Source organism: Phaeobacter sp. JH20_08 (genome assembly GCF_048056635.1).
Classification (GTDB): Bacteria; Pseudomonadota; Alphaproteobacteria; order Rhodobacterales; family Rhodobacteraceae; genus Phaeobacter; species Phaeobacter bryozoorum.
On record NZ_JAYMVV010000017.1, the window covers coordinates 48074 to 72487 of the forward strand.

At 59.1% G+C, this 24414-nt stretch carries 22 protein-coding genes, 1 tRNA gene and 1 pseudogene; 15 read left to right on the forward strand and 9 right to left on the reverse strand.

The features are described 5' to 3' along the window. Positions 1 to 61 precede the first annotated feature (61 nt). Both VWY75_RS15340 and VWY75_RS15345 read left to right on the forward strand, forming a co-directional pair. Positions 62 to 138 (forward strand) — tRNA-Arg (locus VWY75_RS15340). Positions 139 to 767: 629 nt separating this feature from the next. After that, positions 768 to 1955 carry a multidrug effflux MFS transporter gene (locus tag VWY75_RS15345; protein WP_416538174.1) on the forward strand — a complete coding sequence of 396 codons (1188 nt, stop codon included), beginning with the start codon at positions 768 to 770 and terminating at the stop codon, positions 1953 to 1955. Positions 1956 to 2185: 230 nt separating this feature from the next. On the opposite strand, the pseudogene VWY75_RS15350 reads toward VWY75_RS15345, so the two are convergent. Beyond that, positions 2186 to 2594: pseudogene (locus tag VWY75_RS15350) on the reverse strand (IS5/IS1182 family transposase); the annotation flags it as partial. A 317-nt stretch (positions 2595 to 2911) separates the two neighbouring features. Here VWY75_RS15350 and VWY75_RS15355 point away from each other — a divergent pair. The 8 genes from VWY75_RS15355 (at position 2912) to VWY75_RS15390 (ending at position 11102) form a co-directional block, all read left to right on the forward strand. Next, a complete protein-coding gene (locus tag VWY75_RS15355; RefSeq protein WP_416538175.1) occupies positions 2912 to 3742 on the forward strand; it encodes a class I fructose-bisphosphate aldolase in 831 nt (276 codons plus the stop codon). Next, the gene (locus tag VWY75_RS15360) at positions 3739 to 4890 is read left to right on the forward strand and encodes a Gfo/Idh/MocA family protein (protein ID WP_416538176.1); all 1152 of its coding nucleotides are present in this window, start codon (positions 3739 to 3741) and stop codon (positions 4888 to 4890) included. The genes VWY75_RS15355 and VWY75_RS15360 overlap by 4 nt, the downstream gene beginning before the upstream one ends. Next, on the forward strand, positions 4887 to 5552 hold the full coding sequence (locus VWY75_RS15365; protein WP_416538177.1) for a D-lyxose/D-mannose family sugar isomerase: 666 nt from the start codon (positions 4887 to 4889) through the stop codon (positions 5550 to 5552). The genes VWY75_RS15360 and VWY75_RS15365 overlap by 4 nt, the downstream gene beginning before the upstream one ends. Beyond that, positions 5549 to 6577, forward strand: coding sequence for a carbohydrate kinase family protein (locus tag VWY75_RS15370; RefSeq protein ID WP_416538178.1), 1029 nt, complete (start codon positions 5549 to 5551; stop codon positions 6575 to 6577). The genes VWY75_RS15365 and VWY75_RS15370 overlap by 4 nt, the downstream gene beginning before the upstream one ends. A gap of 47 nt (positions 6578 to 6624) precedes the next feature. Next, complete coding sequence (locus tag VWY75_RS15375) at positions 6625 to 7590, forward strand: substrate-binding domain-containing protein (protein WP_340546634.1); 966 nt, start codon at positions 6625 to 6627, stop codon at positions 7588 to 7590. Between the two features lie 67 nt (positions 7591 to 7657). Further along, entirely contained in the window at positions 7658 to 9169 is a 1512-nt protein-coding gene (locus VWY75_RS15380; protein WP_416538179.1) for a sugar ABC transporter ATP-binding protein, read from the forward strand. Continuing rightward, entirely contained in the window at positions 9166 to 10131 is a 966-nt protein-coding gene (locus VWY75_RS15385; protein WP_340546636.1) for an ABC transporter permease, read from the forward strand. The genes VWY75_RS15380 and VWY75_RS15385 overlap by 4 nt, the downstream gene beginning before the upstream one ends. Positions 10132 to 10181: 50 nt before the next feature. Next, the gene (locus VWY75_RS15390; protein ID WP_416535581.1) at positions 10182 to 11102 is read left to right on the forward strand and encodes a hypothetical protein; all 921 of its coding nucleotides are present in this window, start codon (positions 10182 to 10184) and stop codon (positions 11100 to 11102) included. Here the strand turns inward: VWY75_RS15390 and VWY75_RS15395 are convergent. The 8 genes from VWY75_RS15395 to VWY75_RS15430 all read right to left on the reverse strand — a co-directional run bounded on the left by VWY75_RS15395 (position 11097) and on the right by VWY75_RS15430 (position 19181). Further along, on the reverse strand, positions 11097 to 12128 hold the full coding sequence (locus tag VWY75_RS15395) for a LacI family DNA-binding transcriptional regulator (protein WP_416535580.1): 1032 nt from the start codon (positions 12126 to 12128) through the stop codon (positions 11097 to 11099). The two genes, VWY75_RS15390 and VWY75_RS15395, sit on opposite strands and share 6 nt — an antisense overlap. A 195-nt stretch (positions 12129 to 12323) precedes the next feature. Continuing rightward, positions 12324 to 12719: a RidA family protein gene (locus VWY75_RS15400; protein WP_416538180.1), complete on the reverse strand. Its 396-nt coding sequence runs from the start codon at positions 12717 to 12719 to the stop codon at positions 12324 to 12326. Then, complete coding sequence (locus VWY75_RS15405) at positions 12716 to 13630, reverse strand: sugar kinase (protein ID WP_416538181.1); 915 nt, start codon at positions 13628 to 13630, stop codon at positions 12716 to 12718. Before VWY75_RS15405 ends, VWY75_RS15400 begins: the two co-directional genes overlap by 4 nt. Before the next feature lie 61 nt (positions 13631 to 13691). Continuing rightward, positions 13692 to 14747, reverse strand: a complete 1056-nt coding sequence (locus VWY75_RS15410; protein WP_416538182.1) for a D-TA family PLP-dependent enzyme — start codon at positions 14745 to 14747, stop codon at positions 13692 to 13694. Beyond that, entirely contained in the window at positions 14744 to 16210 is a 1467-nt protein-coding gene (locus VWY75_RS15415) for a M81 family metallopeptidase (protein ID WP_416538183.1), read from the reverse strand. The genes VWY75_RS15410 and VWY75_RS15415 overlap by 4 nt, the downstream gene beginning before the upstream one ends. Positions 16211 to 16299: 89 nt before the next feature. Next, entirely contained in the window at positions 16300 to 17337 is a 1038-nt protein-coding gene (locus VWY75_RS15420; protein WP_340546643.1) for a DctP family TRAP transporter solute-binding subunit, read from the reverse strand. Between the two features lie 37 nt (positions 17338 to 17374). Then, entirely contained in the window at positions 17375 to 18658 is a 1284-nt protein-coding gene (locus tag VWY75_RS15425) for a TRAP transporter large permease (RefSeq protein ID WP_416538184.1), read from the reverse strand. Between the two features lies 1 nt (position 18659). Then, positions 18660 to 19181 (reverse strand): TRAP transporter small permease, encoded by a 522-nt coding sequence (locus VWY75_RS15430; protein ID WP_416535573.1) that lies wholly within the window; start codon positions 19179 to 19181, stop codon positions 18660 to 18662. Between the two features lie 192 nt (positions 19182 to 19373). Here VWY75_RS15430 and VWY75_RS15435 point away from each other — a divergent pair, with 192 nt between their 5' ends. The 5 genes from VWY75_RS15435 to VWY75_RS15455 all read left to right on the forward strand — a co-directional run bounded on the left by VWY75_RS15435 (position 19374) and on the right by VWY75_RS15455 (position 24350). After that, the gene (locus VWY75_RS15435) at positions 19374 to 20309 is read left to right on the forward strand and encodes a MurR/RpiR family transcriptional regulator (protein WP_416538185.1); all 936 of its coding nucleotides are present in this window, start codon (positions 19374 to 19376) and stop codon (positions 20307 to 20309) included. Positions 20310 to 20490: 181 nt separating this feature from the next. Then, positions 20491 to 21108 carry a paraquat-inducible protein A gene (locus VWY75_RS15440; RefSeq protein ID WP_340546647.1) on the forward strand — a complete coding sequence of 206 codons (618 nt, stop codon included), beginning with the start codon at positions 20491 to 20493 and terminating at the stop codon, positions 21106 to 21108. Continuing rightward, positions 21075 to 21710, forward strand: a complete 636-nt coding sequence (locus VWY75_RS15445) for a paraquat-inducible protein A (RefSeq protein ID WP_416538186.1) — start codon at positions 21075 to 21077, stop codon at positions 21708 to 21710. The genes VWY75_RS15440 and VWY75_RS15445 overlap by 34 nt, the downstream gene beginning before the upstream one ends. Continuing rightward, positions 21707 to 23791 (forward strand): MlaD family protein, encoded by a 2085-nt coding sequence (locus VWY75_RS15450; protein WP_416538187.1) that lies wholly within the window; start codon positions 21707 to 21709, stop codon positions 23789 to 23791. Before VWY75_RS15445 ends, VWY75_RS15450 begins: the two co-directional genes overlap by 4 nt. Position 23792: 1 nt before the next feature. Further along, positions 23793 to 24350, forward strand: coding sequence for a PqiC family protein (locus VWY75_RS15455; protein ID WP_416538188.1), 558 nt, complete (start codon positions 23793 to 23795; stop codon positions 24348 to 24350). Positions 24351 to 24414: the final 64 nt, after the last annotated feature.

The window sequence follows — 24414 nt, forward strand, 5'->3', positions numbered from 1 at the left end:
GCGGCAATCTGACATTTTGGACTTGCACCCCCGCGCCGCTACGCTTAAACCCCGCCGCAGTGGACCGATAGCTCAGCTGGATAGAGTACTTGACTACGAATCAAGGGGTCGGGGGTTCGAATCCTCCTCGGTCCGCCACTTCCCTCCTTTGATACGTCAGATTTCGAGCGCCAGATGTGTTTGACTTTTCCGTCACATCATTGACCTGACGTGCGATAACTGCCTGCGTTCCATGCTGGTGCAAAATATGCGCTGCAGCATTGTGCCAACATGCGGCAGGCCACAAAACAGCAGCTCAATCGGCATCAACGCCTCTGGGCCGATCTGCGCGTTCGGGGAGGTTCCTGGGACAAGACGCCCGCGAATTCGGCCTTGCAGGCTCTGCTGTCACCTTGGCAGGTATGGCGTTGCGCCGATCTGGAAAGACCGAGCAAGCTCGGGCCGTTGCTTTGCAATACCACGCCAGAGCAGCTTTTCCCTGATCTTTGCTTAGAGACCTAGGGCGGCCGTCCATGGGCGACGCAGCGAAAGCGGGCAGTGAGTCCGGATTGACCGATGCTGCGCTGTGTATGGGTGGCAGCTTTGCGTGTTGCCAGGGTCAACGATCCTTACTACGCTTGATCCCAAAGGAGTGAGATCATGACCTTCAAATTCGTCAGCGATGTAGCAAGCAAGAGGCGCATGGTCCGATAGGGTTCTCCATATCCGTTTCCATGCGCCCCCGACATTCTCGGGGGCTTTTTTGTTTTTATTGCTCAGAGCATCAGATGAACCGCGCAAGAACACCTCCGAATTTGATCACATTGATCCTGTTGACTGGGTTTTCGCCCATGTCGCTCAACATGTTTCTACCCGCTCTGGCTAACATCGCTGTCGATCTCAATACCGACTACGGTACCGTGAGCTGGGCGGTGTCCGGATATCTGGCAATAACGGCAGTTATTCAGTTGATCGTCGGGCCCTTGTCAGACCGGATCGGCAGACGACCGGTCCTTCTGGTGGTTTTGTTTGTTTTCGCTTTCGCCTCTGTGGGGTGCGCTTTTGCTCCAAACATCGTGGCTTTTCTGTTCTGCCGGATGCTCCAAGGCGGCATCGTCGGCGGTTACGCGCTTTCTCTCGCGATCGTTAGGGATACGAGAACGGCACGGGAGGCTGTAAGCCTGATCGGCTATATCGGAATGGCGATGGCGATTGCTCCAATGGTCGGCCCCATGCTGGGAGGGGTGTTGGACACCTTATTTGGGTGGAGGTCCGTCTTTGGTTTCTATGCTGTAGCGGGCTTCGAATTACTGCTGCGTTGCTGGTTCGACCTCGGAGAAACGAGGCCTCAAAGGGCAAAAGATGCCAGCACTCCGGCACCTGGCACGATGATGCTTATCCGTGAGCCCCTGTTCTGGGCTTATGCACTCTGTGGTGCGCTTTCTGTCGGCGCATTCTACATCTTTCTGACAGGCGCACCTCTTGTTGCGCAGTCCGCTTTCAATGTCACAACCGCTGGACTTGGATTCTATATCGGGACCATCACAGTTGGCTTCATGATCGGCGGGTTCTTGGCCGGTCGGGTTGGAAAACACTTCGAACCAACAACCATGATGATTGCGGGCCGGGTCATGGCGTGTAGTGGTATTGTGGGCGGTTTGCTGTTGCTCGCATCGGAGATCATGTCAGCGGAGATTTTCTTTGCGAGCACGATCTTCGTTGGTTTAGGGAACGGCATGACCATGCCGGGATGCAATGCCGGTGCGATGTCGGTTCGACCAGATCTCGCCGGAAGCGCTGCCGGGCTGAGCGGCGCTCTCATAGTAGCAGGCGGTGCGGTTGTTACCACAGTGACGGGCAACCTCGTATCACAGACGAACGGGGCACAAACGCTGCTTATGCTTATGCTAGCTTCAACGGGACTGGCGTTGGCATTTGCCATTTGGGCAGCATGGTTGAGTAAGAATAGGGTCTAGTCTCAAAACAATAGCGGCCGTCGGGCCAGGTGCAGACAAAGCGGTCCTTGAAAACGGGCGCTATTGGCGGAGCTCGAGAATGTCAGAGTTTCCCTATGCGGAGTGCGGCGCGGTACAGGATTTTAGTCATTGATGGCGTGGCCGCTTTGGACCGATTCTGAAAATAGACCGGTTCTCTGGTGCAGAATATCGCCCCCTGATAAGGGTCGAGAGTGCCTTTCTTGTCTGGCTTATTGCGGTTGCTGCGGCGCAGGATAGTTTGTGGCCAGTTTCTGGAGATTGTGGGCGGTTGCGGCGAGGAGGAATTCGTCATTTGCGCCGCATGACGCATGTAATAGGAGCCGGTTCAGGTTCCTCGCCGGTTGATCGACTGGAAATCCATATTCTGGCGGCAGCGCGCCTGTGATGGGCGGCCTGACACGTGTGCTTCAAACACTGCTATATGGCGATGCCCCTGCCGGTCGGCCTGCGGTTCGGATCGGAACAGTTCCGGGGGAATTGCTTCACCTCGTGCCCTTCAGGGCAGATGTGTTGATTGTTCTCGGCGTCGCACTCGAAGTCGGCTCGGGTCCGGGTCCGGGTCCAGTCACTGCGCTCAGATTTGTCGAAGCACGAGATGTGCGGGGCGATCTGTCGATCGCCTGCCAGCATTTGGCTGACGATTTTTTGCTTGCGGCGGCGGCACTTTCGAAAAGCGATGAAGACAGGCCGATCACGGGCCGACACCCTTTCGAGCGTGCTAACGCGCTGGGCGAACTGCCCTGCATTTCGCAGTCATGAACCGAAGATCTAGTACGAGGATCTCGGAGGTCTCCACTCCGTGCGCATATAACCATATGTTTTAGAACATAAAAAATTCTCGAAGAAATTTGTTGACAAGATGTTGATGAAGAACGAACCTTTTATTTGGAAACGTTTCCATAATCTTTTAGGGAAATTCCACAGGAGGGACGCAGGTGAAATCCGCACGTATGAACAGGCTGTTCGGTGTTTCGGGAAATTGCTTTGACGTGGCAATCGACCACGGCATGTTTAATGAAAGCGCCTTCCTTGGCGGGATTGAGAACATGCAGGCCGCGATCACGATTGTGGCGAGCGCGGCACCGGATGCCATTCAGCTGCCACCGGGGACGGCGCCGATCCTGCAGGCAATCCCCGGCAAGGACCGTCCGGCGCTGGTGTTGCGGACCGACATTGCCAATGTTTATGGCAATCCGTTGCCAAGGTCGCTGTTTTCAGAAGTGATAGCCGACCCGGTTGAGCAAGCTGTGGCCCTCGATGCGGCCTGTGTGGTGGTGAATCTGCTCATGCTGCCCGGTCAGCCCGAAGTGCATCAGGCCTGCATTCAGAACATCAACCGGTTGAAGCGCGCCTGCGATCTGGCAGGGATGCCGCTGATGGTGGAGCCGCTGGTGATGCAGGACAACGCCAAGGCCGGTGGCGGGTATATGGTGGATGACGATCTGGCAAAGATCCTGCCTTTGGTGCGTCAGGCCGTGGAACTGGGCGCGGACATCATCAAGGCCGATCCTTGCGACGATGTTTCCCAGTATCACCGTGTGATTGAGATTGCCCAGGACGTACCCGTGTTGGTGCGCGGTGGCGGCAAGGTCTCTGACAAGGAGATTCTGACACGGACCGAAGCTTTGATGAAACAGGGCGCCCGCGGTATCGTTTATGGCCGCAATGTGATCCATCACGACGACCCGGCAGGCATGACCAAAGCGCTGATGGCGGTGGTGCATAACGGCGCCTCCGTGGCTGATGCCCTGGGGATGATCGCGTGAGCCGCGTCGTCAAATTCGGCGTCATTGGCTGCGGGCTTATGGGGCGCGAGTTTGCCTCGACTGCCGCCCGCTGGCTGCATCTGACCGAAACAAAAGCGCGGCCAGAGATTGTCGCGGTGTGCGACACGAACACGGACCTGATGGATTGGTTTTCGCACAATCTGTCCAGCGTGACGCAAAAGACAACCGACTACCGAGAGATGCTCGACAATCCAGAGGTCGAGGCGATCTATTGCGCGCTGCCGCATGTGCTGCATGATCAGGTTTATCCGCAGATCATGGCTGCCGGGAAACACCTGTTCGGCGAAAAACCGTTTGGTATGGATGGGGCCGCAAACGCCCGTATTCAGGCGGCGATTGATGCGCACCCTGATGTGATGGTGCGGTGTTCATCCGAGATGCCGTACTATCCCGGTGCGCAAAAGGTCATCAATCTTGTGCGATCCGGTGATCTGGGAGAAATCATCGAAGTTGAGGCCGCGTTCCTGCATTCCTCGGACCTTGACCCGGACAAGCCGATCAACTGGAAACGCATGGTTGAGGTAAATGGCGCCTACGGCTGCATGGGCGATCTTGGCATGCATGTGCTGCATGTGCCCTTGCGACTGGGGTGGCGCCCGACCCATGTATCGGCGTCTTTGGTCAACCGGTTTCGGACCCGTCCGGATGGCAAGGGGGGGACCGTACCCTGCGAGACGTGGGACAACGCCACCATTACTGGCCATGTCGAGGATGCCGGGGGCGGCTTTCCTCTCGTGCTGAAAACCTGGCGTATATCGCCCGGAGATTCCAACAGCTGGAGCCTGCGCGTTCTTGGGACTAAACGAAGCGCCTATTTCACCACCAAGAACCCGCGCCAGTGGCAGTGGATGAACTATAGCGGCGGGGATCAGGTCTGGCAGGTGCAGGACATCGGATTTCAGACCCTGTTCCCGGCCATAACGGGGGCCATTTTCGAATTTGGTTTCCCGGACGCCCTGCAACAGATGTGGGCCGCCTTTCTGGATGAGCTGGCCGGAGGCGATGCGCGTGGATTTCATTGCGCAACACCCGCAGAAGCGGCGGACCACCATGCCGTGCTGACCGCAGCCCTTAGGGCAGGCACCGAACACAGGGTCGTCTCTGTCGACTACGGGAGGGCGTCGTGAAACGCTCCGAGATCAATCAGGCCATTCGCGCCGCCAAAGAGCTTTTGCAGGAATATCGCTGGTCCCTGCCTGCCTGGGCCGATTGGGATGTTGCAGAATTCGCAGCCAATCCCGACTTGGGCGACTGGTTGCAGCTTCATCAGATGGGCTGGGATGTGACGGATTTCGGCTCGGGCGATTTTGCGCGGCGCGGTCTGGTGTTGTTCTGCCTGCGCAACGGTATCCAGTCTGACGCGACAAGTCTGCCCTACGCTGAAAAGCTGTTGTTCGTCGGGGAAGGGCAGGAAACTCCGTTTCATACCCACAAGATTAAGCTGGAGGACATCATCAACCGTGGCGGCGGGGATTTGATGATCGAGTTCCGCCAGCCTGACGGTGTCGATGATCCAATTGTTCTGCGCTGTGATGGCTTTGTCCACCGGCTGGACCCGGACGAACCACTGTGCCTGAAACCCGGATCAAGTGTCACGATTCCATGTGGTCTTTATCACCGCTTCTATGCGCGCCCAGGCAGCGGCATGGTGCTGGGCGGTGAAGTGTCTCAGGTCAATGATGACGGATCGGACAACTATTTTCTGGAGCCTCTGGGGCGGTTTTCTTCCATAACGGAAGATGCCCAACCCGTGCATCCCTTGTGGAATGAAGTGGGGTCGACCCCGTGACCACGCGCGAAGGCATAATTTGTGCGGGCAACTGGATCGTGGATCTCGTACACGAGATTGCGCATTGGCCCGCTGAGAGCGATCTGGTTCGCATCGACGGGCAAGACAAGGGCGTGGGTGGCGGTGCGGCCAATGTTGTGACGGCGCTGAGCAAGCTTGAAACCGGGCTACCGCTTTGGCCGATGGGCGCCATCGGTCAGGATGACTTCGGGAAATTTATCAAGGCGCACTGTCATGAATTGGGTCTTCCAACGCATCTGATCACGGAAAAACCAGACACCGCGACGGCACATACCCATGTCATGTCTGTTACCGGAAGATCGCGCACGTTCTTCTATCAGGGCGGCTCCAATGACGTGCTGTCTGATCAAGATTTCCAGACGGGCGTTTTTGAAAGCCATAAAGCACGCATTTTCTATCTGGGCTACCTGACCCTGTTGGCCGATCTGGATCGGATCACGGATGATGGCAGCACGCCTGCGGCGAGGGTGCTCTCCCGTGCCCGCGCCGCAGGTATGACCACCTGCGTTGATCTTGCTTCGGTTGATCGCCCGGATTTCTCGAAGATCGTCGCGGCGACAATTCGACAAATCGACTATCTGATATTGAACGAAATCGAATTGGCCCGCGCGAGTGGCCAGACTTCACCTGTCGCCAGTCAGACGCCGAACATGCAGGACATGATCGAGATGGCAAAGGCGCTGATCAAAGACGGGATCCGGCGGGCCGTGGTCGTTCACTGCCAGCAAATGGCGCTCTGGATTGGGGTTGATGGGCAGGTCGCACACGTCCCGGTCGTGCCCTTGCCGCGTGAACTGGTCGCAAGCCCCTTGGGCGCAGGCGATGCCTTTTGTGCCGGAATTTTGTATGCGCTTCACGAAGGCTGGACACCACAGCGCGCCCTGGAACTGGGCCATGCCATCGCAAGGGCCTCCTTGCGCGGGGTCACAGCCACCGAAGCCATCCCGAATCTGAACCAACTGACCGATCAACTGGATCGGCAGACAAAAGGCATCACGACATGAACCAGCTTCATGTGATGTCATAACTGTCTTTAGAGGAGGAAAAGACAATGACTATCATCCCCAGACGTAGCTTTTTGGCACTGACGACCGCAGCAATGACGGCAATGCTGCCGCTCGGTGCGACCGCACAGGACGCCCCGGTAATTGCCAGCATCGTGTTCCAGGGCGACCAGTTCATGCAGTTCCTGCAAACGGGTGTGCGCGAAACCGCCGAAGCGGCGGGCGCAGAAGTACTGGAAATTAATATCGACGGCGATCAGGCGCGTGAAATTCAGGCCATTGATACCTACATTTCGCGCGGCGTCGATGCGATCGTGATTGCGCCACTTTCGGCCGCGAATTCGGGCCCTGCTTTGCAGCGCGCACGTGACGGCGGTATTGTTGTGGTTGCCCTGAACGGCGGCCTTGAGGATGCCAGCATTGCGCATGCGACCTTCTCAACGGCCAACCGTGATCTTGGGGCATCCACCGGCGCTGCCGCCGCCAGCTTTGTAAGTGATAGCCTTGGTGGCAAAGCAAATGTCGCCATTCTGGCGTTCTCGTCGCTCTTGCCGGAACAGTCTGGCGACCGGACAGGCGGTTTCAAGGATGCTGTCGCTGAAGGCAATTCCATCGAGATCGTGGCCGAGCAGGACGCCTGGATGCCAGAAGCCGCAGTTACTGTGGCCACCGATATTCTGACCGCCCACCCTGAGGTCAATGTCATCTACGCGGCAAACGAAGGCGGCACCGTGGGGGCGATGCAGGCGGTGCGCAACGCGGGTCGTGCCGGTGAGGTCTTTGTCTTTGGCATCGACGGATCGGAACAGCTGGGTCGGGGTCTTTTGGCGGGCGACAATGTTCTGCAGGCGGTGACTGCTCAGGCGCCGCTCCAGATGGGTGCCATGGGTGCCGAAGCCGCCCTTGCCATTCTTGCAGGCGAAGAAGTCGAGGCACAAACCACTGTGCCGGCAATGCTTCTGAGCAGGACCGACGCGGATGGCGTCACCGCGTTCCTGGAAAGCATTCAGTAGAATCAATGGCAGGGGGCCGTGTCGGCCCTCTGTTGCACTGATCATCACAGGCAAAGGCAGGTAACCCGTGTCAAATCTGATCCTTTATCAGCTCACCAAGCACTACGGATCGGTCAAGGCACTTGACGGATTTGTACACGAGTTCACAGCCGGGCAGGTTCACGCACTGATTGGCAAGAACGGTTCTGGCAAAAGCACCTTCGTCAAAATGATGTCGGGGGCGATCCAGCCGACGTCAGGGTCGATCCGGATTGGCACTGTCGAGACACGGTTTTCCAATCCGCGTGAAGCGCAAGAAGCCGGCATCGCCACCGTCTATCAGGAACTCAGTCTTGTCCCGGAATTATCGGTCGAAGAGAATATCTTCCTTGGTCGGCTACCCCACAAACGCTCTGGCCTGATTGATTGGGCGCGGTTGCGTCGTGATGCCAGTGATCTGTTCAAAGAGATTGGTGGGCTGGACATCGCGCCGCAAACCCGCGTTGCGGATCTTTCGGTTGGTCAGCAGCAAATGGTCGAAATCGTCAAGGCGATGAGTTTCCGACCCAAAGTCCTGCAACTGGATGAACCCACCTCTGCGCTGGCGCAGGCAGAAGTTCGGCAACTCTTTACTCTGGTGCGTCGGCTGCGCGACCTTGGTGTCACGGTTATCTATATTACGCACCGGCTGTCTGAACTGGATCAGATCGCGGATACAGTCACAGCGATCCGGGACGGAAAATTCGTGGATTCGGTGCCGATCAAGGAGGCCACCCCGGCCGTCATCCTTGATATGATGTTTGGCGATCTTCCGCCTCTCCAGCGCCCGACCAAGACGATAACGCGGGAAACACCGGTGCTGAGCGCGCGGCATCTTGCACTCGCATCCCATTTCGACGACGTGAGCTTTGATCTTTACCCGGGCGAGGTTCTTGGCATTGCCGGAATGCTCGGATCGGGACGAACCGAGTTGTTGCACTGCCTGTTCGGGGCCATCGTGCCGGATCAGGGCGAGATCACCGTGAACGGCCAGGTCGTGGCGCGGCCCGATATCCCGACGATGAAGGCGCTGGGCATTGGCTACACCTCCGAGGATCGCAAGCATTCCGGCCTTGTGCAGCTCTTGTCCTCACATGCCAACCTGTGTCTTGCCGGACTGGATCGGATCGCACCCAAAGGCTGGGTCAGTCACCGTACAGAAAAGCCGTTTGTCGACCGCCAGATTGCGGGGCTTCACATCAAGGCCGGCGATCCGATGTTACCGGTCTCTTCTCTTTCCGGCGGGAACCAACAGAAAATCGTTGTCGGGAACTGGATGAACAACACGCCCGACATTCTGTTGTTTGACGAACCCGCGCGCGGCGTCGATGTGCAGGCGAAACGCCAGATCTATGAACTCATCTGGGAAAAGGCGCGCGAGGGTCTGAGCTCGATCGTTGTTTCGACCGAATTGGAGGATCTGACCGAATGCTGCGATCGGATTCTTGTGCTGCGGGATGGTCGTATCGCCGAAGAATTCATCAACGAAGGCCTTGATGCCAAGGATATCTATGCAGCTTGCATGGCGGCACCCACAACCCAACAGGAGAGCGATGCATGACGCGCGACAAATTCATTTCCCATCTGCGCCGAAATTCGATGCTGATGATCCTGCTGGTCTTGTACGTGATCGTTGCGACAACGGCGCAGGGCTTTTTCACCCTGAACAACCAGCTGAATATCCTGAGGAATATTGCCGTCCCGGGGATGATTGCCTTTGGTATGGCTCTGGTGATCATTGTCGGAGAAATTGACCTGAGCGTCGGCTCCATGGTGGCCGTGTCCGCCTGTCTGACCGCCTGGATCGTCGAGAAGCTGGCCGGAAACGCCATTGAACCCGCCACCTGGACCGTCATTGCCGCCTTTGCCGGGACGCTGCTGTTTGCGGCCTCGGTCGGGTTCATGTCGGGCAAACTGCGGCAATTGGTTCAGGTGCCGACCTTCATCACGTCTCTGGCGATGATGGCAACCCTTGCGGGCTTGGCCAACCTGATCACCAATGGCGTCCCGATTTCGAGCTTTCCGAGCTGGTATTACGTCATCGGGTCAGGCCGTTTCTGGGGTGTTCCGGTTCCGGTTTTCCTGCTGGCGATTGCCTTTGCCATCACCTTTACCATCTCGAATTTCACGGCGCTGGGCCGGTCGATCTATGCGGTCGGTGGCAATATGGAGGCCGCGCGCCTGTCGGGCATCAATGTCTGGCGCACCAAGACCATCTGCCTGATGATGACCAGTGTCTTTGCTGCAACCGGAGGTATTATCTATTCGTCGCTGGTCAATGCCGGCAATCCGACCATTGCACGCGGGCTGGAGCTTGAGGTGATCTCGGCCGTGATCATTGGTGGCATCAGCCTGTTCGGCGGCAAGGGGACGATCTGGGGCGCATTCATCGGTGTGCTGTTTCTGGGCGTACTGCTGAACGCGATGACGCTGTGGGGTTTCAACCCCTATGTGCAGCAAGTGATCAAAGGCGGTCTGATCCTTGGCGCGGTCTTCATCAACTTCTTCATCGACCGAAAGTGACTTGGCTCAACTGGGATAAAGGGCGTGCGCGTCTTACCCGATGTGGTGCGATGCTGACCGACCTTGAGTTTGACCTCCCGGACGGTCGCCGCATTGCGCCTTTGCATAAAGCACCCTGGCTGGGTGAGGTGTTGCCCAATGGTGTGCCGCTGCTGCTTGCCGGGCTGCAAGGAGAGTGGCCCTGTGTTCCCTTTGGCATGGCGCCACAGGGCCCTCTGGCCGGGGATTGGGCCGGTCTCTCCCGCATGCCTGATCCATGGCCGCACGGGTATGCCGCCAATCACGACTGGCGCATAACACCCGATGGCCCGCAGGCGGTGCGTGCAGACATCGCCTATCCGGGGACCGATCCAATCCATCACCTGACACGGCGGGTGAGCGGGGTGAGCGGCAAGGCTGCGGTAGACATCGCTCTTGGCATCCATATGCGCCGCAAGGCCTGCCTGCCAATTGGGTTGCATCCGGTCTTTCGTCTGCCAGCGGCCACCGGACAGGCGCGTCTGTGTCCCGGGCGCTATAAGCAGGCGTTTTGCTACCCCGGTGATACCGGCGGCCCCCCCGGTATTTCACGCCCCGCGCCGTTCCGGTTGGAAGATCTAACAGGGTTCGGGTTTGATCCAGTGGCGCTGCCCTATCCTGACCGGTCCGAGACGCTTTTGCTCCTGAGCGGCACCGACGGGACCTTCGCGCTGGAGAACCGCGCCGAAGATTATCGCGTCACACTTGATTGGGATGCAGAGGCCTTTCCCTCGCTCATGCTGTGGATCAGCAATGGAGGGCGAAACGCGCCACCGTGGAACGGCCGCCATTGGGCGCTTGGGGTCGAACCCGTTTGTTCCGCATTTGATTTGGGATGCTCGATTTCAGCGACAGAAAATCCCCTGACAAAAACCGGTGTGCAAACGTCGCGCATGCTGACGCCGGATAGCCCATTTGACACCCGCTACAGCATATCCATCGCCGCGCTATAGGGTCTTGGGTGCGGGTCCGGTGCTGTCACGTTCGACGATCTGCAAGCTTAGAGCTGAAAGATCCGGTTTCGCGAAACGCTCCGGGTTGATCCGGTTCAGAAGCGTTTTTGCGGCCAGCTCTCCCAGCAATGAAATCGGCTGATTTACGGTGGTCAGGGTCGGAAAAATATGGGCGCTTTGTGGCAGGTTGTCGAACCCGATCACAGAAATGTCCTGAGGCATTTTCAGACCGCGTTCATGCGCGGCATGGATCGCGCCGATTGCCGCGATATCGGTTGTCCCAATCAGGGCGGTTGGTCGGTTTTTCGCCAGCACGTCCCGCGCCAGGGCGAAACAGGTATCAAAGCTATGCTCTTCGCCAAGAGACACGCTGACCGGTTCAAGCCCCTGAGCCGTCAACGCCTCTTTGATCCCCTCCAGGCGCAGGGTGATGGGTCTTGAATGGGTGGGCGCGCCAATGACACCAATGTTCCGATGCCCAAGGCGCAACAAATACTCTGCCATCAGACGCCCACCTTCCCGGTGGTCAACGGATACCAGATTCACCGCGATCTCGTCGGGAGAACGGTCAACGGCGATAATTGGAATATTCTGATCTGACAGCCGCGTGAAATTCTGGTTCGTTGCAACCGACGCTGCGATTATGCCATCCACTTTCTGGCCAATGAGGGTCGAGATATATCGTTTTTCATTCTCTTCATTCTCCTCGGTATTGCAGATCAGGCAGTGGTAGCCGTTTTGAAACAAGGCTTGCTCAAGCGCCTGCGCCAGAATGCCAAAGAAGGGGACATCAAGGCTCGGCAGCAGGACGCCGACGAGCCCGCTGCGACCGCTGCGCATCTGACGTGCGCCAGCGTTTGGTTCATACCCCAGCTCTGCAATCGCCTTCTCAACCTGCGCGCGCGTCTTGTCGCTCACCGAGGCGCTTCTGTTCAGAACACGCGACACCGTTCCAAGCGATGTTCCCGACAGTCTCGCAACATCTTTTACGCTTGCCGGCTGTTGTTTTGGAGGCTTTGACGGCACAGGAAATCACCTTGTCAGTTGTGCACCGAGTTTAAGTGACCGGGACAGTTTAGACCAGCTGTCAAAACCTGCTTCGTGACCTGGTATTGCTCCCTGATACTGGTCGGTATTGCATGCGAGAATTTGGGTACATTTCTGGCAGGTGACGAGTGTGCCGATCCCGAAGGAACTGTTCTCGTTTGAAGCTGGCTTGTCCTAGAGGGGTTTATAGGCGATGGCGTCGATCTCGACCTTGGCGTCCACCATGATCTGTGAGCGCACTGTGGACCGCGCCGGTCCGCCGTTTGGGAAATAGCTGGCATAGACACGGTTGAAGGTCCAGAAATCACGCGGGTCATCGAGCCAGACGCCGATTTTGGCAACATCCTCCAAGGTGCAATCTGCCAGGGCGAGGGCTGCGATCAGGTTCTCCATAGTCCTGCGAGTCTGGCTTTCGATGCCGCCTGCTTCGATCTCGCCGTTTTCCTTCATCGCAACCTGGCCTGAGATGAACACCAGATCGCCTGCGCGCACGGCGGGGGAAAATGGCAGCGGCTGTCCCCCGGCGCCGGTTCTGTCATTGCCGATGCGCTCGATTGTTTTGCGGGTCATGTCGGACGTCCTTCTTTTGATTGCAGTGTTGGTCTGTGCGGGATCGGCGCAACCGCCCCGTAGCCGGTGGTGGACAATGCAGCGCCGAGGTTCGCATGTTCTGCGGCTCTGACGCTGTCGCCATGACGCAGAAGCTCGGACAGGAATATGCCGTTGAAACAATCACCGGCGCCGGTTGCATCGACCGATTCCACAACCGCCCCCGGAACAAATGTGACCCCCTGATTTTCCGATACCGCCACGCCGTCGCGACCCAATGTCAGAGCAACGATGCGCGCGCCGAGGTTGTGATAGAACCGGATGATCTCGTCGGGGCTTTGACGTCCGGTGAGCTGGCGGGCGTCATCAAGTCCGGGAAGCGCAATATCGACGTGGCGCATCAGATCATGTGTCACGGCGCGTGCCTCCTCCAGTGACCAAAGCGCAGTCCGCAGGTTTGGATCAAATGCCGTGGTCACGTTTGACGCACGCGCGGTCCTGACGGCGTGATAGGTTGTGGCGCACATGGTGCTGCTGATGCCCAGATTGATCCCTGAGGCGTAGAATATCCTAGCGGTGCCGATGGCATGTGTTGGCAGGTCGTCGGGGGTCATCCTGCTGGCGGCGGAGTGCCGTCGCCGATATAGAAAATGATGCCCCAGGTCGTCGTGGAACACGAAGTAGAGGCCGGTTTCCCCGTCTGCGACTGTCGAGACCAGGCTGCTATCGACATGCTCGCGGTGCCAAAGCTCCTGCAGCGCCTGGCCAAAGCGATCATCGCCGAGGCGCGATATCAGGGAGGTTGCCGTGCCCTGTCTCGCCGCCGCGATTGCAACATTCGAGACATCGCCGCCATATCCCATTACTAGCTGCCCGTCGGGTTTTTGATTGAACTCGATGAGGGGTTCGCCGAGGCAGACAAGATCAGTCATCTTCCACCTCGCAGATCAGGGCCCGGCGGAGCCGGGTATTGGATGTATGGAAGGGAGGCTGTCACCAGACTGCCCCCCGCGCGGCGACGGGGCAGGCGCCCAGAGATGTGGATCCGCGAATGAGCTCGACCTGATCAAGCATGTTGCTGACCACACAGGCGTGGTTGGGAACGATCCTTAGACGGTCGCCGACGCTGAGATGGATCGCCTCGGCCCGCAGAATGCCGTGTTCCTCGGATAGGCTGTCGACCCGGATATCCGGGCGGCCCATTACGTGGCCATGACCGTTGAGGCCCAGAAGGTCCGAGGTCAGGACTTTGGAGCCGGCGTCAATGATTGCGCGATCTTCGGTCGGGACGGACACCACCGTTGCCAGGACTGTCAGAGCGCAATCATCCCATGTGCAGATGCCCCGCGCCACCAGCGAGCGATCATTGTAGACGTAGGTTCCGATCCTGTATTCGGTCGCGATCGGGACATCCTGCGCCTGCCACATGCCCGGTGAGCCGCCGCTGGACACGACGCTGACTGTCCCGCCCGTTGCGTGAATGCGTGCTCTGGCCTCTGCGAGCCAGTTCTGGACGGATACGTCTTTTCCAACAGGGGGGTAGGTCATCAACCCGCGAAACGCCAAGCCGGGGCGCGAGGCGATATAGCGGGCCAAGCTTTCAGCTGCCTGAGCGGTGTGCACACCGCAGCGCCCGGCCCCGGTGTCGCACTCGACCAGCACATTCAGCGGGGCCTCGGCGGTTTCGAAGGCCTGGGACAGGCCGTCGACAGTTTCGGTGTTGTCGGCGACAACGCTCAGCTTCACCTGCTCTGACAGGGCCCGAAGCCGCTTCAGCTTGCGCTCGCCAAGAATATTGTAGGTGATCAGAACATCGTCAATTCCCCCTTCGGCCACCATGGCCTCGGCTTCGCTGATCTTCTGGCAGGTGATGCCAAGCGCCCCGGCCGCGATCTGGCGCCGCGCCAGAAATGGCAGTTTGTGGGTCTTGATGTGGGGTCGCAGGGATAGGTTGTGCCTGTCACAATGGGCTTGAAACCGGTCGATATTCGCTTCGGCAATATCAAGGTCGACAAGGACTGCCGGTGTGTCGATCTGGGAAAACATCATGAGCCCTCCGATGCGTGCGGGTTTTCCACAATCGGCCAGATCGCGCGGGTCAGCCGTTTGTAAGCCGTCTTGGTGGGATCATTCGGATAGGGCCCGTCGACAGCGGCATAGAGGATCTTGGATGCAACTGCTGAGAATGCGCCGTGGAAGTGATTGGTGGATTTAACGACCAGAATTTTCTTGCTGTGGATATCAATGCCCAGATTGGTGAAGAGATCCGGCGAGAATGCCTGACTGCGGTTGGTATTCAGCACAACCTCGATGCCATCGACCCTGATGACGGAACAATCTCCCAGTGGAACAACCGAGGTCCCGAAGCTTTGCACCGCGTTGTGCTGGTTGCGAAGAACGGTCACGACGGCGTCCATCGGATCACCGGCAAATGCAGAGGTCTTGCTGCCAAATCGCAGCTCCAGTTCCGCACCTTCCCCGGCGGCGTGACACAGGCGGACGGCAATGGGATCCCAGATTGTGCCGAAGGCCGCAGAGGTGATGCCCTGGCGTAGCGCTTCTGCGAGGATCAGCGTGGAATCGCCAGCTACGCCGCCGCCCGGATTGTCCCAGACATCGGCAATGACCACGGGGCCGTTTGGTGCATTCTGGGCCAGTCGCAGAGCATCAGCGGGGGGCAGATATTCGGGTTTGGCGATACCTCGAAATGAAAACAACTCTTGCCCCAGCTCGCGGGCAATTTTCTCAGCTTTTGGCAGGTCGCCGTCAGTGATCACGATGATCTTTGCGCCAAGATCGGGGGAATCCCCGGCCATGAACCCGTGAATGGCTGAGACGGACAGAACCTCGCCCGCTGCTTCCATCGCCTTCATCCTGTCGACAAATCCGCGCATCGGGTTGCGGCTGGTCGGCAAGACATCAATCATGCGAACGTCGTAGACTGCTTTTGTTGGTGTGATTTCGCCACGGGCCCTACGCAGGGTCAGGTCTACGCAGGCTTCACCGGTCTCGACAAAATCGGTGTGCGGGAATTCCTTGAACACCGTTATGATGTCGGCATTCTTCACCCGCTTGTCACTCAGGTGGCTATGCGGATCGAAGCTGACGCCGATTGTGGTCTCGGGGCCGGCGATCTGGCGCACGCTCTCGATAAGCGATCCTTCGCAATCGACGCAGCCTTCGGCGATCATGGCCCCGTGCAGGCCAAGCACCACGGCGTCCAGAGGCAGTGCCGCCCGGACCTGATCCATAAGTTCCTGCTTCAGCTGGTGCCAGGTGGACGCATTCAGCAACCCGCCGGGTTCGGCCCATGTGGCGGTTCCTTCAATGAGTTCAAACCCTTCCTCTTTGGATCTTCGGCGAAGCGCGGGAAAGACGGCGCTGCACAGGGTCGGAGTGTCAGGGTGCTTTCCCGGAGGGGCGTAGAAGCTCTGCTCGAAATTGGAAAAATCCGTGCGCAACGGGGAAAACGTATTCGTTTCGGTCGCAAGAGATGCGCAGAAGATCCGCATTGTTGTGGTCCAATCCGTAGGGAGATGCCGGAGGTGTGTCTTGGCTTCCGGTGGGCGTTTCCGCCGGATTGCTCCGGCGGAAGGGAGGATCAATCGAGATAGGCGTCAGCGTTTGCCGCGGAGACGGCATCACGGAACTGGCTGAGCAGTTCGCGGGCCTTGTCATCCATGTTTTCGGCGACATGTGCTTCGAACGCAGGCTGAGCCGCCTTTGCCATCGCGGTGCGTTGCTCGGCTGTCAGGGCGGTCACCTCGATTTTGTCCATCAGCCCGGCAAGGCCGCGATCGGATGCCTCAATGATCCGGCTCAGGCCACGGCTGGCCACGACGCAGTTTTCTGCGGCGGTATGGATGGTTGCGCGTTCGTCATCTGTCAGACCTTCATAGAATGCGCGGTTCATCAGAAATGTGTATGGCGAGAACAGGTGGTTGGTCAGCGTCATATACTTCTGCACCTCGGCAAAATTTGCGAAGGAGATGATTGGAACCGGGTTCATCTGACCGTCGATGACACCTGTTTGCAGGCCCGAGTAGACCTCGCCCCAGGACAGTGGATAGGCTTCGGCACCAAGCGATTGCATGATTTTCTGGTGCGATGGCAGCGTCATGGTGCGCACCCGAATGCCGTCAAAATCCTCGAGATTGGCAATCGGTCGTTTTGAGTTGGTGACAGCGAAGAATCCGCCGGTGTCCGGGAAGCCGAGGACGACGACGCCGGGAAGTTCTGCTTCGATATCGGCTTTCAGCGCCTCACCAAAGGGACCGTCGAACACCGCATATGTGGACGCGTTACCCGTAAATGCGAAGGGCAGGTTCAGAATGTCGATGCGCGGATAATAGCTGGCCAGCGCACCAGTCGATGTCAGTGTCGCCTGGATGATACCGTCCTGCAGCTGCTGCACGTGCTCGGCGGCAGATCCGAGCTGGTTGGACCCAAAAACTTCGACGGTCACCGCGCCATTGGTATCGGCGGCGACGAGGTTCGAAAACACGGCGGTACAGGCATGTGCCGGGTTTTCGAATGGGTCGGTTTTATTGTCATGGCCGAAGCGGATGACGCTTTCTGCGCTGGCAGCATTTGCCGTCGTAATGGCCGCGACGGCCAGTCCCGCGAAAAGAGATTTCATTTTTTCCTCCAGTTGGTTCTTGGTTGGTTGGGTCGTCTTATTGGGCGTAGCCAAGCGCTCTGGGCAGCCACAGGGCCGCGTCCTCCCAGAAGGCAAAGGCGAACAGGATGCCGATTTCCGCGATCAGGAACGGAAGGAGCTTGATCGAAATTCTCTCCAGTTTTTCACCGGTGACGGACGACAGAACGAAGAGGCAGGCCCCCACCGGAGGCGTCATCAGCGAGATGTTGAGGGCGAGAACAAAGATGATCCCCGCGTGGATCGGCTCAAGGCCGACGCTTTCGGTCAAAGGCACCAGAACAGGTGCCAGGATGATGAGAATGGCGGTGATATCCATCACCATGCCGATGAGCAGAAGCAGGCCGATAATGATGGCGATGACCATGTAGCGGTTGTCAGAGAGGTTCAGCACGGTCTTGGCAATCAACTGGGGGATACGTTCGAAACTCATCCACCAGCCAAGGATGCCTGCGAAGGCGATAATGACAAAGATAACGCCCATGATGCGCGCGGTGCGCACAAGCATCATGTAAAAGCTCTTGAAGGTCAGCGTCCGGTAAACAAAAACGCCGATGAACAGCGCATAGGCCACCGCGATAGAGGCCGCTTCGGTTGGCGTGACGACACCGCCCAGAATACCGCCCAGAATGATAACCGGCATCGCCAACGCCGTAAGCGAGGACAGGAATGTCTCCCAGATTTCTCGCAGGGTGGCGCCGCGGATGGCTTTCGGCAGGTTTTCGCGTTTGCCGCCGATGACTATCACAACCATGCAAACGAGGCAGATCACCAGCCCGGGCAGAACACCCGCCGCAAATAGTCCCGCAATAGAGACGCCCATCAATGAGCCGTAGACCACCATGAGACCCGATGGCGGAATGGTCGGCCCGATGATTGACCCCGCAGCGGTCACGGCACAGGCGTAGTCGCGTTTGTAGCCCTCCCGGACCATGGCGGGCACAAGCGTACGTCCGAAAGCGGCGGCGTCGGCCGTGGCCGATCCGGTCAGCCCGGCAAAAAACACCGACGCCAGCATGTTGGTATGTGCCAAACCGCCACGGAACCGCCCGACCAGAACCTGCGCGAGTTTGACAAGGCGGCTGGTGATCCCGATGTCATTCATGATCTCGCCGGCCAGAATGAAGAATGGCATGGCAAGAAACGGAAAGATGTTGAGACCGTTGAAGATCTTGCTCGGCCCAACCGCGAGAAAGTTTCCGCCCCCCATCTCGATAAGGCCGACAACCCCGGCAAGACCGATAGCAAAACCAATGGGCATGCCAAACAATACGAGAACGACAAATGCGGCGGCAACGATCATGCTATCGCTCCTCAGCCTGGCCGGGATCCATGACCGGCGGGCGGTCGACATAGGTGCCCAGATCACGCACCAGGACGAGCAGGATCTGCACACAGCAGATGGCGGCAGCGGCGGGGATTGCGGCGTAGAACGGGGCCAGGCTCATCCCGAATATCATCGCGTCACGCGGGGCCCCGCTCATCGCGAAGCCGACGCCGTAATAGGCGACGTAGAGAAACAGCAGCAGCGTCAGAACATCCATCAGTATCAGAAGCGCCTGACGCATCCGGGCCGGAATGGCATGGATAAATGCGGTCAGCCCGATGTGTTCGCGGCGTGAGATGCCGGAGGACACTGCAAGCATCGCGGCCCAGATCATGAGATATCGGGCGATCACTTCGGGCCAGGGGAGCTGCCAGTGAAAGTAGTAGCGGTCCATAACGCCCAGCCAGACATCCAGCACCAGAGCCAGCATCAATGCCGCGACAATCGCTTCGATCACCGCATTGATTTTCGCGCTTGTCTGCGCAAACGCCTGTCGCATAAACATCCCTCCCAAAAAAAAGCCGACAGCGTAACCGAGTTACACGATTGCAAGGAAAATTGCGATTATCAAGACCAATTTGTTACTAAGGTCCGTTATTGCTGTTAAAACCCTTGTATGGCGACCCCATCTTGCGGAAATTCTGCGCCCTGTGTAACTTAGTTCCGTTGCACCTTCTGAGGGAACTGAAACTTGAAAAGCCCCGCCAACTCGCTGCAGAGCCGAGATATCCCGCCGCAAAATGCGCAGCTGAGCCCCGTTGATCTGATCTCCGTCCTACGTCGCACGGACGGTAGTTTTGCGTCGCAGGAGCAGAAGGTGGCGGATTTTGTGCTGGAGAACCTCAATACCATCAGCTCGATGACAATTGGGGATCTGGCAGACAAATGCGGTGTCAGCAAACCCACGGTTATTCGTTTCTGTCGCAGCCTTGGTTGCGAGGGCTACCGGGATTTCAAGCTGCGGCTCGCTCAGAATGTTGCGGTCAGTGCCCAATATCTGTTCGGCGACGCAGACGATTCATCGAACTCAGGCCATTCAACGCTCGATCAGGTTCTGGGAGCGGTATTTGCCACCCTGAATGTGATGCGGCGTCAGGTTGATGTCGACCAGCTGATGCAGGCCAAAGCCGGGATTCTGGGGAAACGCCAAATTCTGTTTGCCGGAATAGGCGGTGGATCGTCGACAGTCGCACAGGAAGCATCGAACCGGTTTTTCCGCCTTGGCATCCCGTCATTCTTTGTTAGCGACAGCTACGTCCTGCAAATGCGCGCGGCTGCGCTTGGTCCGGAAGACGTTCTGTTTCTGGTGTCGGCAAGCGGTGAAGCGGATGCAATTGTGGGGGCGGCAGAAGTCGCCAATGGATATGGCGCAACAACCATCAGCCTGACGAAACCCGAAACACGCTTGTCATTGCAGACAAAGATCTCAATTCACACCGATCTGCCCGAAGACAACGATATCTATAAGCCAACCGCATCCCGCTATGCGCATCTGGCCATCATCGACACGCTCGCCATGATGGTCGCGCAGGAACAGTCCAGTGAAACCAAGGAAAACCTGAGGCGCATTCGTGCGTCCCTGACCGCCTACCATGGCCGGACAGGCCCGCAACCGCTTGGCGATTGACGACATTCGAGCCGATCATAGGGGCGGGCGCGAGCAAGCTCTTGCTGGCGCGAAGGGCATTGATGACCAGATAGGAGCGGCGTCGCCCGAAGGGCCGAAGAGGAAAGGCTCCCGTCGCAGGCCGAGGCAGAGTAACATCCGAATCGTTGCGGATTGCGCAGCTTGGCCGGGTGGGGATGATATGGATATCGAACAGCTAATTGCCTGTCCTGTCTGCGACGTGCTGCACCGCGACCAGGCTGTGGCGGCGCATACGGTGGCCAGATGCGCCCGATGTGGCACGGTGCTGGCGGCCCCCAGAACCGGTGCCATGACCCGGATCGCGATGTTGTCGCTGACCGCTCTGATCCTGCTGGTCGCCGCTGCCGGTTTCCCGTTTCTGGAGCTGAAGGCGCAGGGGTTGTCTCATCGGGCCTCGGTGCTGGATGCGGTCATGGCCTTCTCGCGCGGGCCGATGGCGCCGCTGTCTCTGGCGACCGGTCTCCTGATCGTTCTATTGCCTGCCGCACGCTTCAGCGCGCTGATCTACACCTTGGCGCCGATGGCTCTGGGCTGGCACCCTGCGCCGCGCGCTGCAGCTGTCTATCGCTGGGCGGAGAAGCTGAAACCCTGGGCGATGGCAGAGATATTCATCATCGGTGTGGCGGTGGCCCTTGTCAAAGTCTCCGGCCTGGCGCAGGTCGGGCTGGGGCCTGCGTTCTGGGCCTTTGCAGCGCTGCTGGTGGTGACAATCCTGACCGACAATTCGATTTGCAGGCTGACTGTATGGAAAACACTGAAGACGCGCAGCGCTTCCTGACCGCCGCTGCGGCCGGGCTGGTCGGCTGCCGCGCCTGCGGCACGGCGAACCCCGGAGGCGCGCGGTCCTGCGGCTGCTGCGGCAGCAGCCTGGAGCCTGCCGGGCCGGGTGGCCTCCAGCGTGTCTGGGCCTGGCTCGTGGCGGGGATGATCGCCTATGTTCCCGCCAACCTATACCCGATGTTGCGGACCACCACCTTTGGTCGCAGCTCCGAGAATACACTGATTGGCGGCATAGCCGAGCTGTTCAGCCATGGCGCTTATGGGGTTGCCTTTATCGTTTTCCTTGCGAGCATCGTAATCCCGGTCGCAAAATTCCTGGCCATCGCCTATCTTGCAGTTTCGGTCCGAAGGCCCGCAGCCTTGGGCAGCCATGGTCGACTGGTGCTCTACGAGATTGTCGAATTCATCGGACGGTGGTCGATGATCGATGTTTTTGTCGTGGCGATCCTGACCGCCCTGGTCCAGCTGGATTTTGCGGCGGCCATCACGCCGGGGATTGCAGCGGTCAGTTTTGCATTGTCGGTTGCCTTCACTATGCTGGCAGCTCAAAGTTTCGATCCGCGCCTGATCTGGAACGCGGAAAAGCGAGAATATGAATGAGCACCCCTGAACCCGCCCCGATGACCATCGCTGCGCAGCGTGTCTCGCCCTGGCGGAACCTCTCTCTGGTCTGGCTGGTACCGCTGGCTGCTTTGGCCGTATCGCTTGGGGTAGCCTGGAAGGCCTATAGTGATCGCGGCGTCCTGATCCGCATTACTTTTGAGAACGCCTCCGGCATCGTGGCCAATGAAACGACAGTGCGCTATCGCGACGTTGTTATCGGCCAGGTCGAGGATGTGGGGTTTGCCGAGGACCTGAGCAAGGTCGCCGTATGGGCGCGTATCGACAAGAAGGTTGCCCCCTATCTGGATCGGGATGCCGCCTTCTGGGTGGTGCGCCCCGAAGTCAGCGCGCGGGGGATCTCGGGTCTCAGCACGGTATTGTCCGGCGTCTACATCGAAGGCGCCTGGGACCAGGACCGGGGCAGTGCCGAAATCAGTTTTGAAGGGGCCGACCGGCCGCCCCTTGTGCAGCCGGGCCGGGGTGGGCGGCGGATTACCCTGCGCACCAACGACGGGCGGATGATCTCCGAAGGCGCGCCGGTGCTTTTCCGCGGCATCGAGGTTGGCCGGCTGGAAAGCCCGCGTCTCACCGTCAGCGGCAACAGCATTGTTGTCGATGCCTTTATCGAGGCGCCCCATGACCAGCGGATCAATTCGGCGACGCGTTTTTGGGATACATCTGGCTTCTCGGTTTCCATTGGCGCCAGCGGGCTGTCGCTTGATGTGGATAGCATCGCTTCGCTGGTGGCAGGCGGGATCGAGTTCGACACGGTATTCGATGGCGGCCGACCGGTCAGTTCGGGCGCCGTCTTCGACATCCACCCGGATGAGGCCGCAGCCCGCCGCACGGCCTTTGCCCGTTCGCTAACGGGCGGGGTCGCGGTTTCGGTTGCCTTTGGCGAGTCGGTTGCTGGCTTGACCAGCGGTGCCGCGGTCAAACTTGGCGGGGTGAAGGTCGGCGAGGTCAGCAGTCTGAACGCCGCAATCGAGAACGGGACCGACGAGGCGGAGGTCAGGCTGATTGCCAAACTGATGCTTGAACCGTCGTTGATGGGCCTGCCGCCGGGAGCGGGCGAGACCGAAGCGCTGGATTTTCTGGAGCAGGCGACCGCAGGCGGTCTGCGGGCCAGGCTGGCTGCGGCCGGGCTGTTCAGCTCTGAGCTGATTGTTGAACTGGTCACCTTGGATGCGGCGGAGCCTGCACTCTTCAATCGCAACGCGGAGCCCTTCCCCGAATTGCCCAGTGCGCCCTCGGACCTGCCCGATTTTACCGCAACCGCAGAAGGCGCATTGGAGCGGATCAGCGAGCTGCCCGTCGAAGAGCTGATGGCGCAGGCGATCGCGACCTTGGCCAGCATTGAATCCCTGGCCTCCGCTGAGAGTACCCGGCAGGCGCCTGCGGCGGCGGTGGCCCTGCTGGATGAGACCCGGTCGCTGGTTGCGGACCCGGAGACGCGGGCGCTGCCGGGGGAGCTGCGCGCAGCTGTGGCTGACCTTCGCGATATTCTGTCTGAGTTGCAGCAAGGCAGAGCGGTGGCCAGTTTGACAGAGGCTTTGGAGCAGGGCAGCCAGGCCGCATCCAGCCTCGCGGCGGCCTCGGAGGAATTGCCGGCGCTGGTCAGCGACTTCCGCGCCCTGGCAGCCAAAGCCAACGCATTGGAAGCCGAAGAGTTTATCCGGTCCGCCAGCCAGCTGATGCAAAGCGCTGACAGCATGATCGATTCCGATGGCGCGCGCGCGCTGCCTCCGGCCCTGACCAGCGCGCTGGATGAAATGCGCCTCACCCTGTCGGAGCTGCGCAGCGGCGGGCTGGTAAACAACGCCAATGCGACAATGGCCTCGGCCCGCAGTGCTGCCGATACCGTCGCGGCCGCAGCCGAGGGGTTGCCGGCGCTCTCAGCCCGGCTTGAACGGCTGGTCGCACAATCCGAGACCTTGATCACAGCCTATGGCGCTCGCTCGAACTTCAACTCCGAAGCGCTGGATGCGCTAAGGGAGTTCAAATCGGCCGCCCGTTCGGTCTCCCAGCTTGCCCGCAAGATTGAACGTGACCCGAATTCCCTTTTGTTTGGAAAGTAAGATGAAAAAAGCCATGTTCCTGACGCTGACCCTTCTTGCGATGGCAGCCTGTGCTCCGACCAATGATGCCCGGTATCTGATCTCTGCGGCCCCGGGCGAGAAGATAGCCAATCTGCGCTCCCGTACGATTGAGGTCCGGCTGGCCTCTCTGCCGTCTTATGCGGCTGCGTCCGATATGGTCGCCGAGGGGGAAGGCGGCGCGCTCTTTGCGCTTGGTGGTGCGCAATGGGCGGATGATCCGGCTCGCGGCATAGCCGCCGCCCTGGCCCGTGGGCTGACGGAACGCACTGGCGCCTCTGCCGCAATCGAACCCTGGCCGCTGAACACCGGCCCTGACGCCCGTCTGGATGTAAGGGTGGACCAGGCCTATGCGCGTGCTGACGGAGTATTCGAGCTGACAGGCCAGTTCGCGGTCTCCTCCCCCGAAGGCACAGTGCGGGAATTTGTTAAGCGTTTCGACATCCAGACACCCGTCAGCGGTGAAGGGCCATCCGCAACCGCCGATGCGCTCGCCCTGGCCCTGGCGGACCTCGCCCGGCAGATCTCTCTGGCAATGTAGTGGCCTGCCGCGAGGGGGACCATGAAAGGGGCACTGCATCGCCCTCACAACATTGAGCTGACAG

Coding starts and splice junctions, on each gene's coding strand:
- VWY75_RS15345 (WP_416538174.1), top strand. CDS start 768: ATGAACCGCGCAAGAACACCTCCGAATTTGATCACATTGATCCTGTTG.
- VWY75_RS15405 (WP_416538181.1), bottom strand. CDS start 13,630: ATGACTGATCTTGTCTGCCTCGGCGAACCCCTCATCGAGTTCAATCAA.
- VWY75_RS15390 (WP_416535581.1), top strand. CDS start 10,182: ATGCTGACCGACCTTGAGTTTGACCTCCCGGACGGTCGCCGCATTGCG.
- VWY75_RS15410 (WP_416538182.1), bottom strand. CDS start 14,747: ATGATGTTTTCCCAGATCGACACACCGGCAGTCCTTGTCGACCTTGAT.
- VWY75_RS15375 (WP_340546634.1), top strand. CDS start 6,625: ATGACTATCATCCCCAGACGTAGCTTTTTGGCACTGACGACCGCAGCA.
- VWY75_RS15455 (WP_416538188.1), top strand. CDS start 23,793: ATGAAAAAAGCCATGTTCCTGACGCTGACCCTTCTTGCGATGGCAGCC.
- VWY75_RS15415 (WP_416538183.1), bottom strand. CDS start 16,210: ATGCGGATCTTCTGCGCATCTCTTGCGACCGAAACGAATACGTTTTCC.
- VWY75_RS15445 (WP_416538186.1), top strand. CDS start 21,075: ATGGAAAACACTGAAGACGCGCAGCGCTTCCTGACCGCCGCTGCGGCC.
- VWY75_RS15420 (WP_340546643.1), bottom strand. CDS start 17,337: ATGAAATCTCTTTTCGCGGGACTGGCCGTCGCGGCCATTACGACGGCA.
- VWY75_RS15430 (WP_416535573.1), bottom strand. CDS start 19,181: ATGCGACAGGCGTTTGCGCAGACAAGCGCGAAAATCAATGCGGTGATC.
- VWY75_RS15450 (WP_416538187.1), top strand. CDS start 21,707: ATGAGCACCCCTGAACCCGCCCCGATGACCATCGCTGCGCAGCGTGTC.
- VWY75_RS15425 (WP_416538184.1), bottom strand. CDS start 18,658: ATGATCGTTGCCGCCGCATTTGTCGTTCTCGTATTGTTTGGCATGCCC.
- VWY75_RS15440 (WP_340546647.1), top strand. CDS start 20,491: ATGGATATCGAACAGCTAATTGCCTGTCCTGTCTGCGACGTGCTGCAC.
- VWY75_RS15385 (WP_340546636.1), top strand. CDS start 9,166: ATGACGCGCGACAAATTCATTTCCCATCTGCGCCGAAATTCGATGCTG.
- VWY75_RS15400 (WP_416538180.1), bottom strand. CDS start 12,719: ATGACCCGCAAAACAATCGAGCGCATCGGCAATGACAGAACCGGCGCC.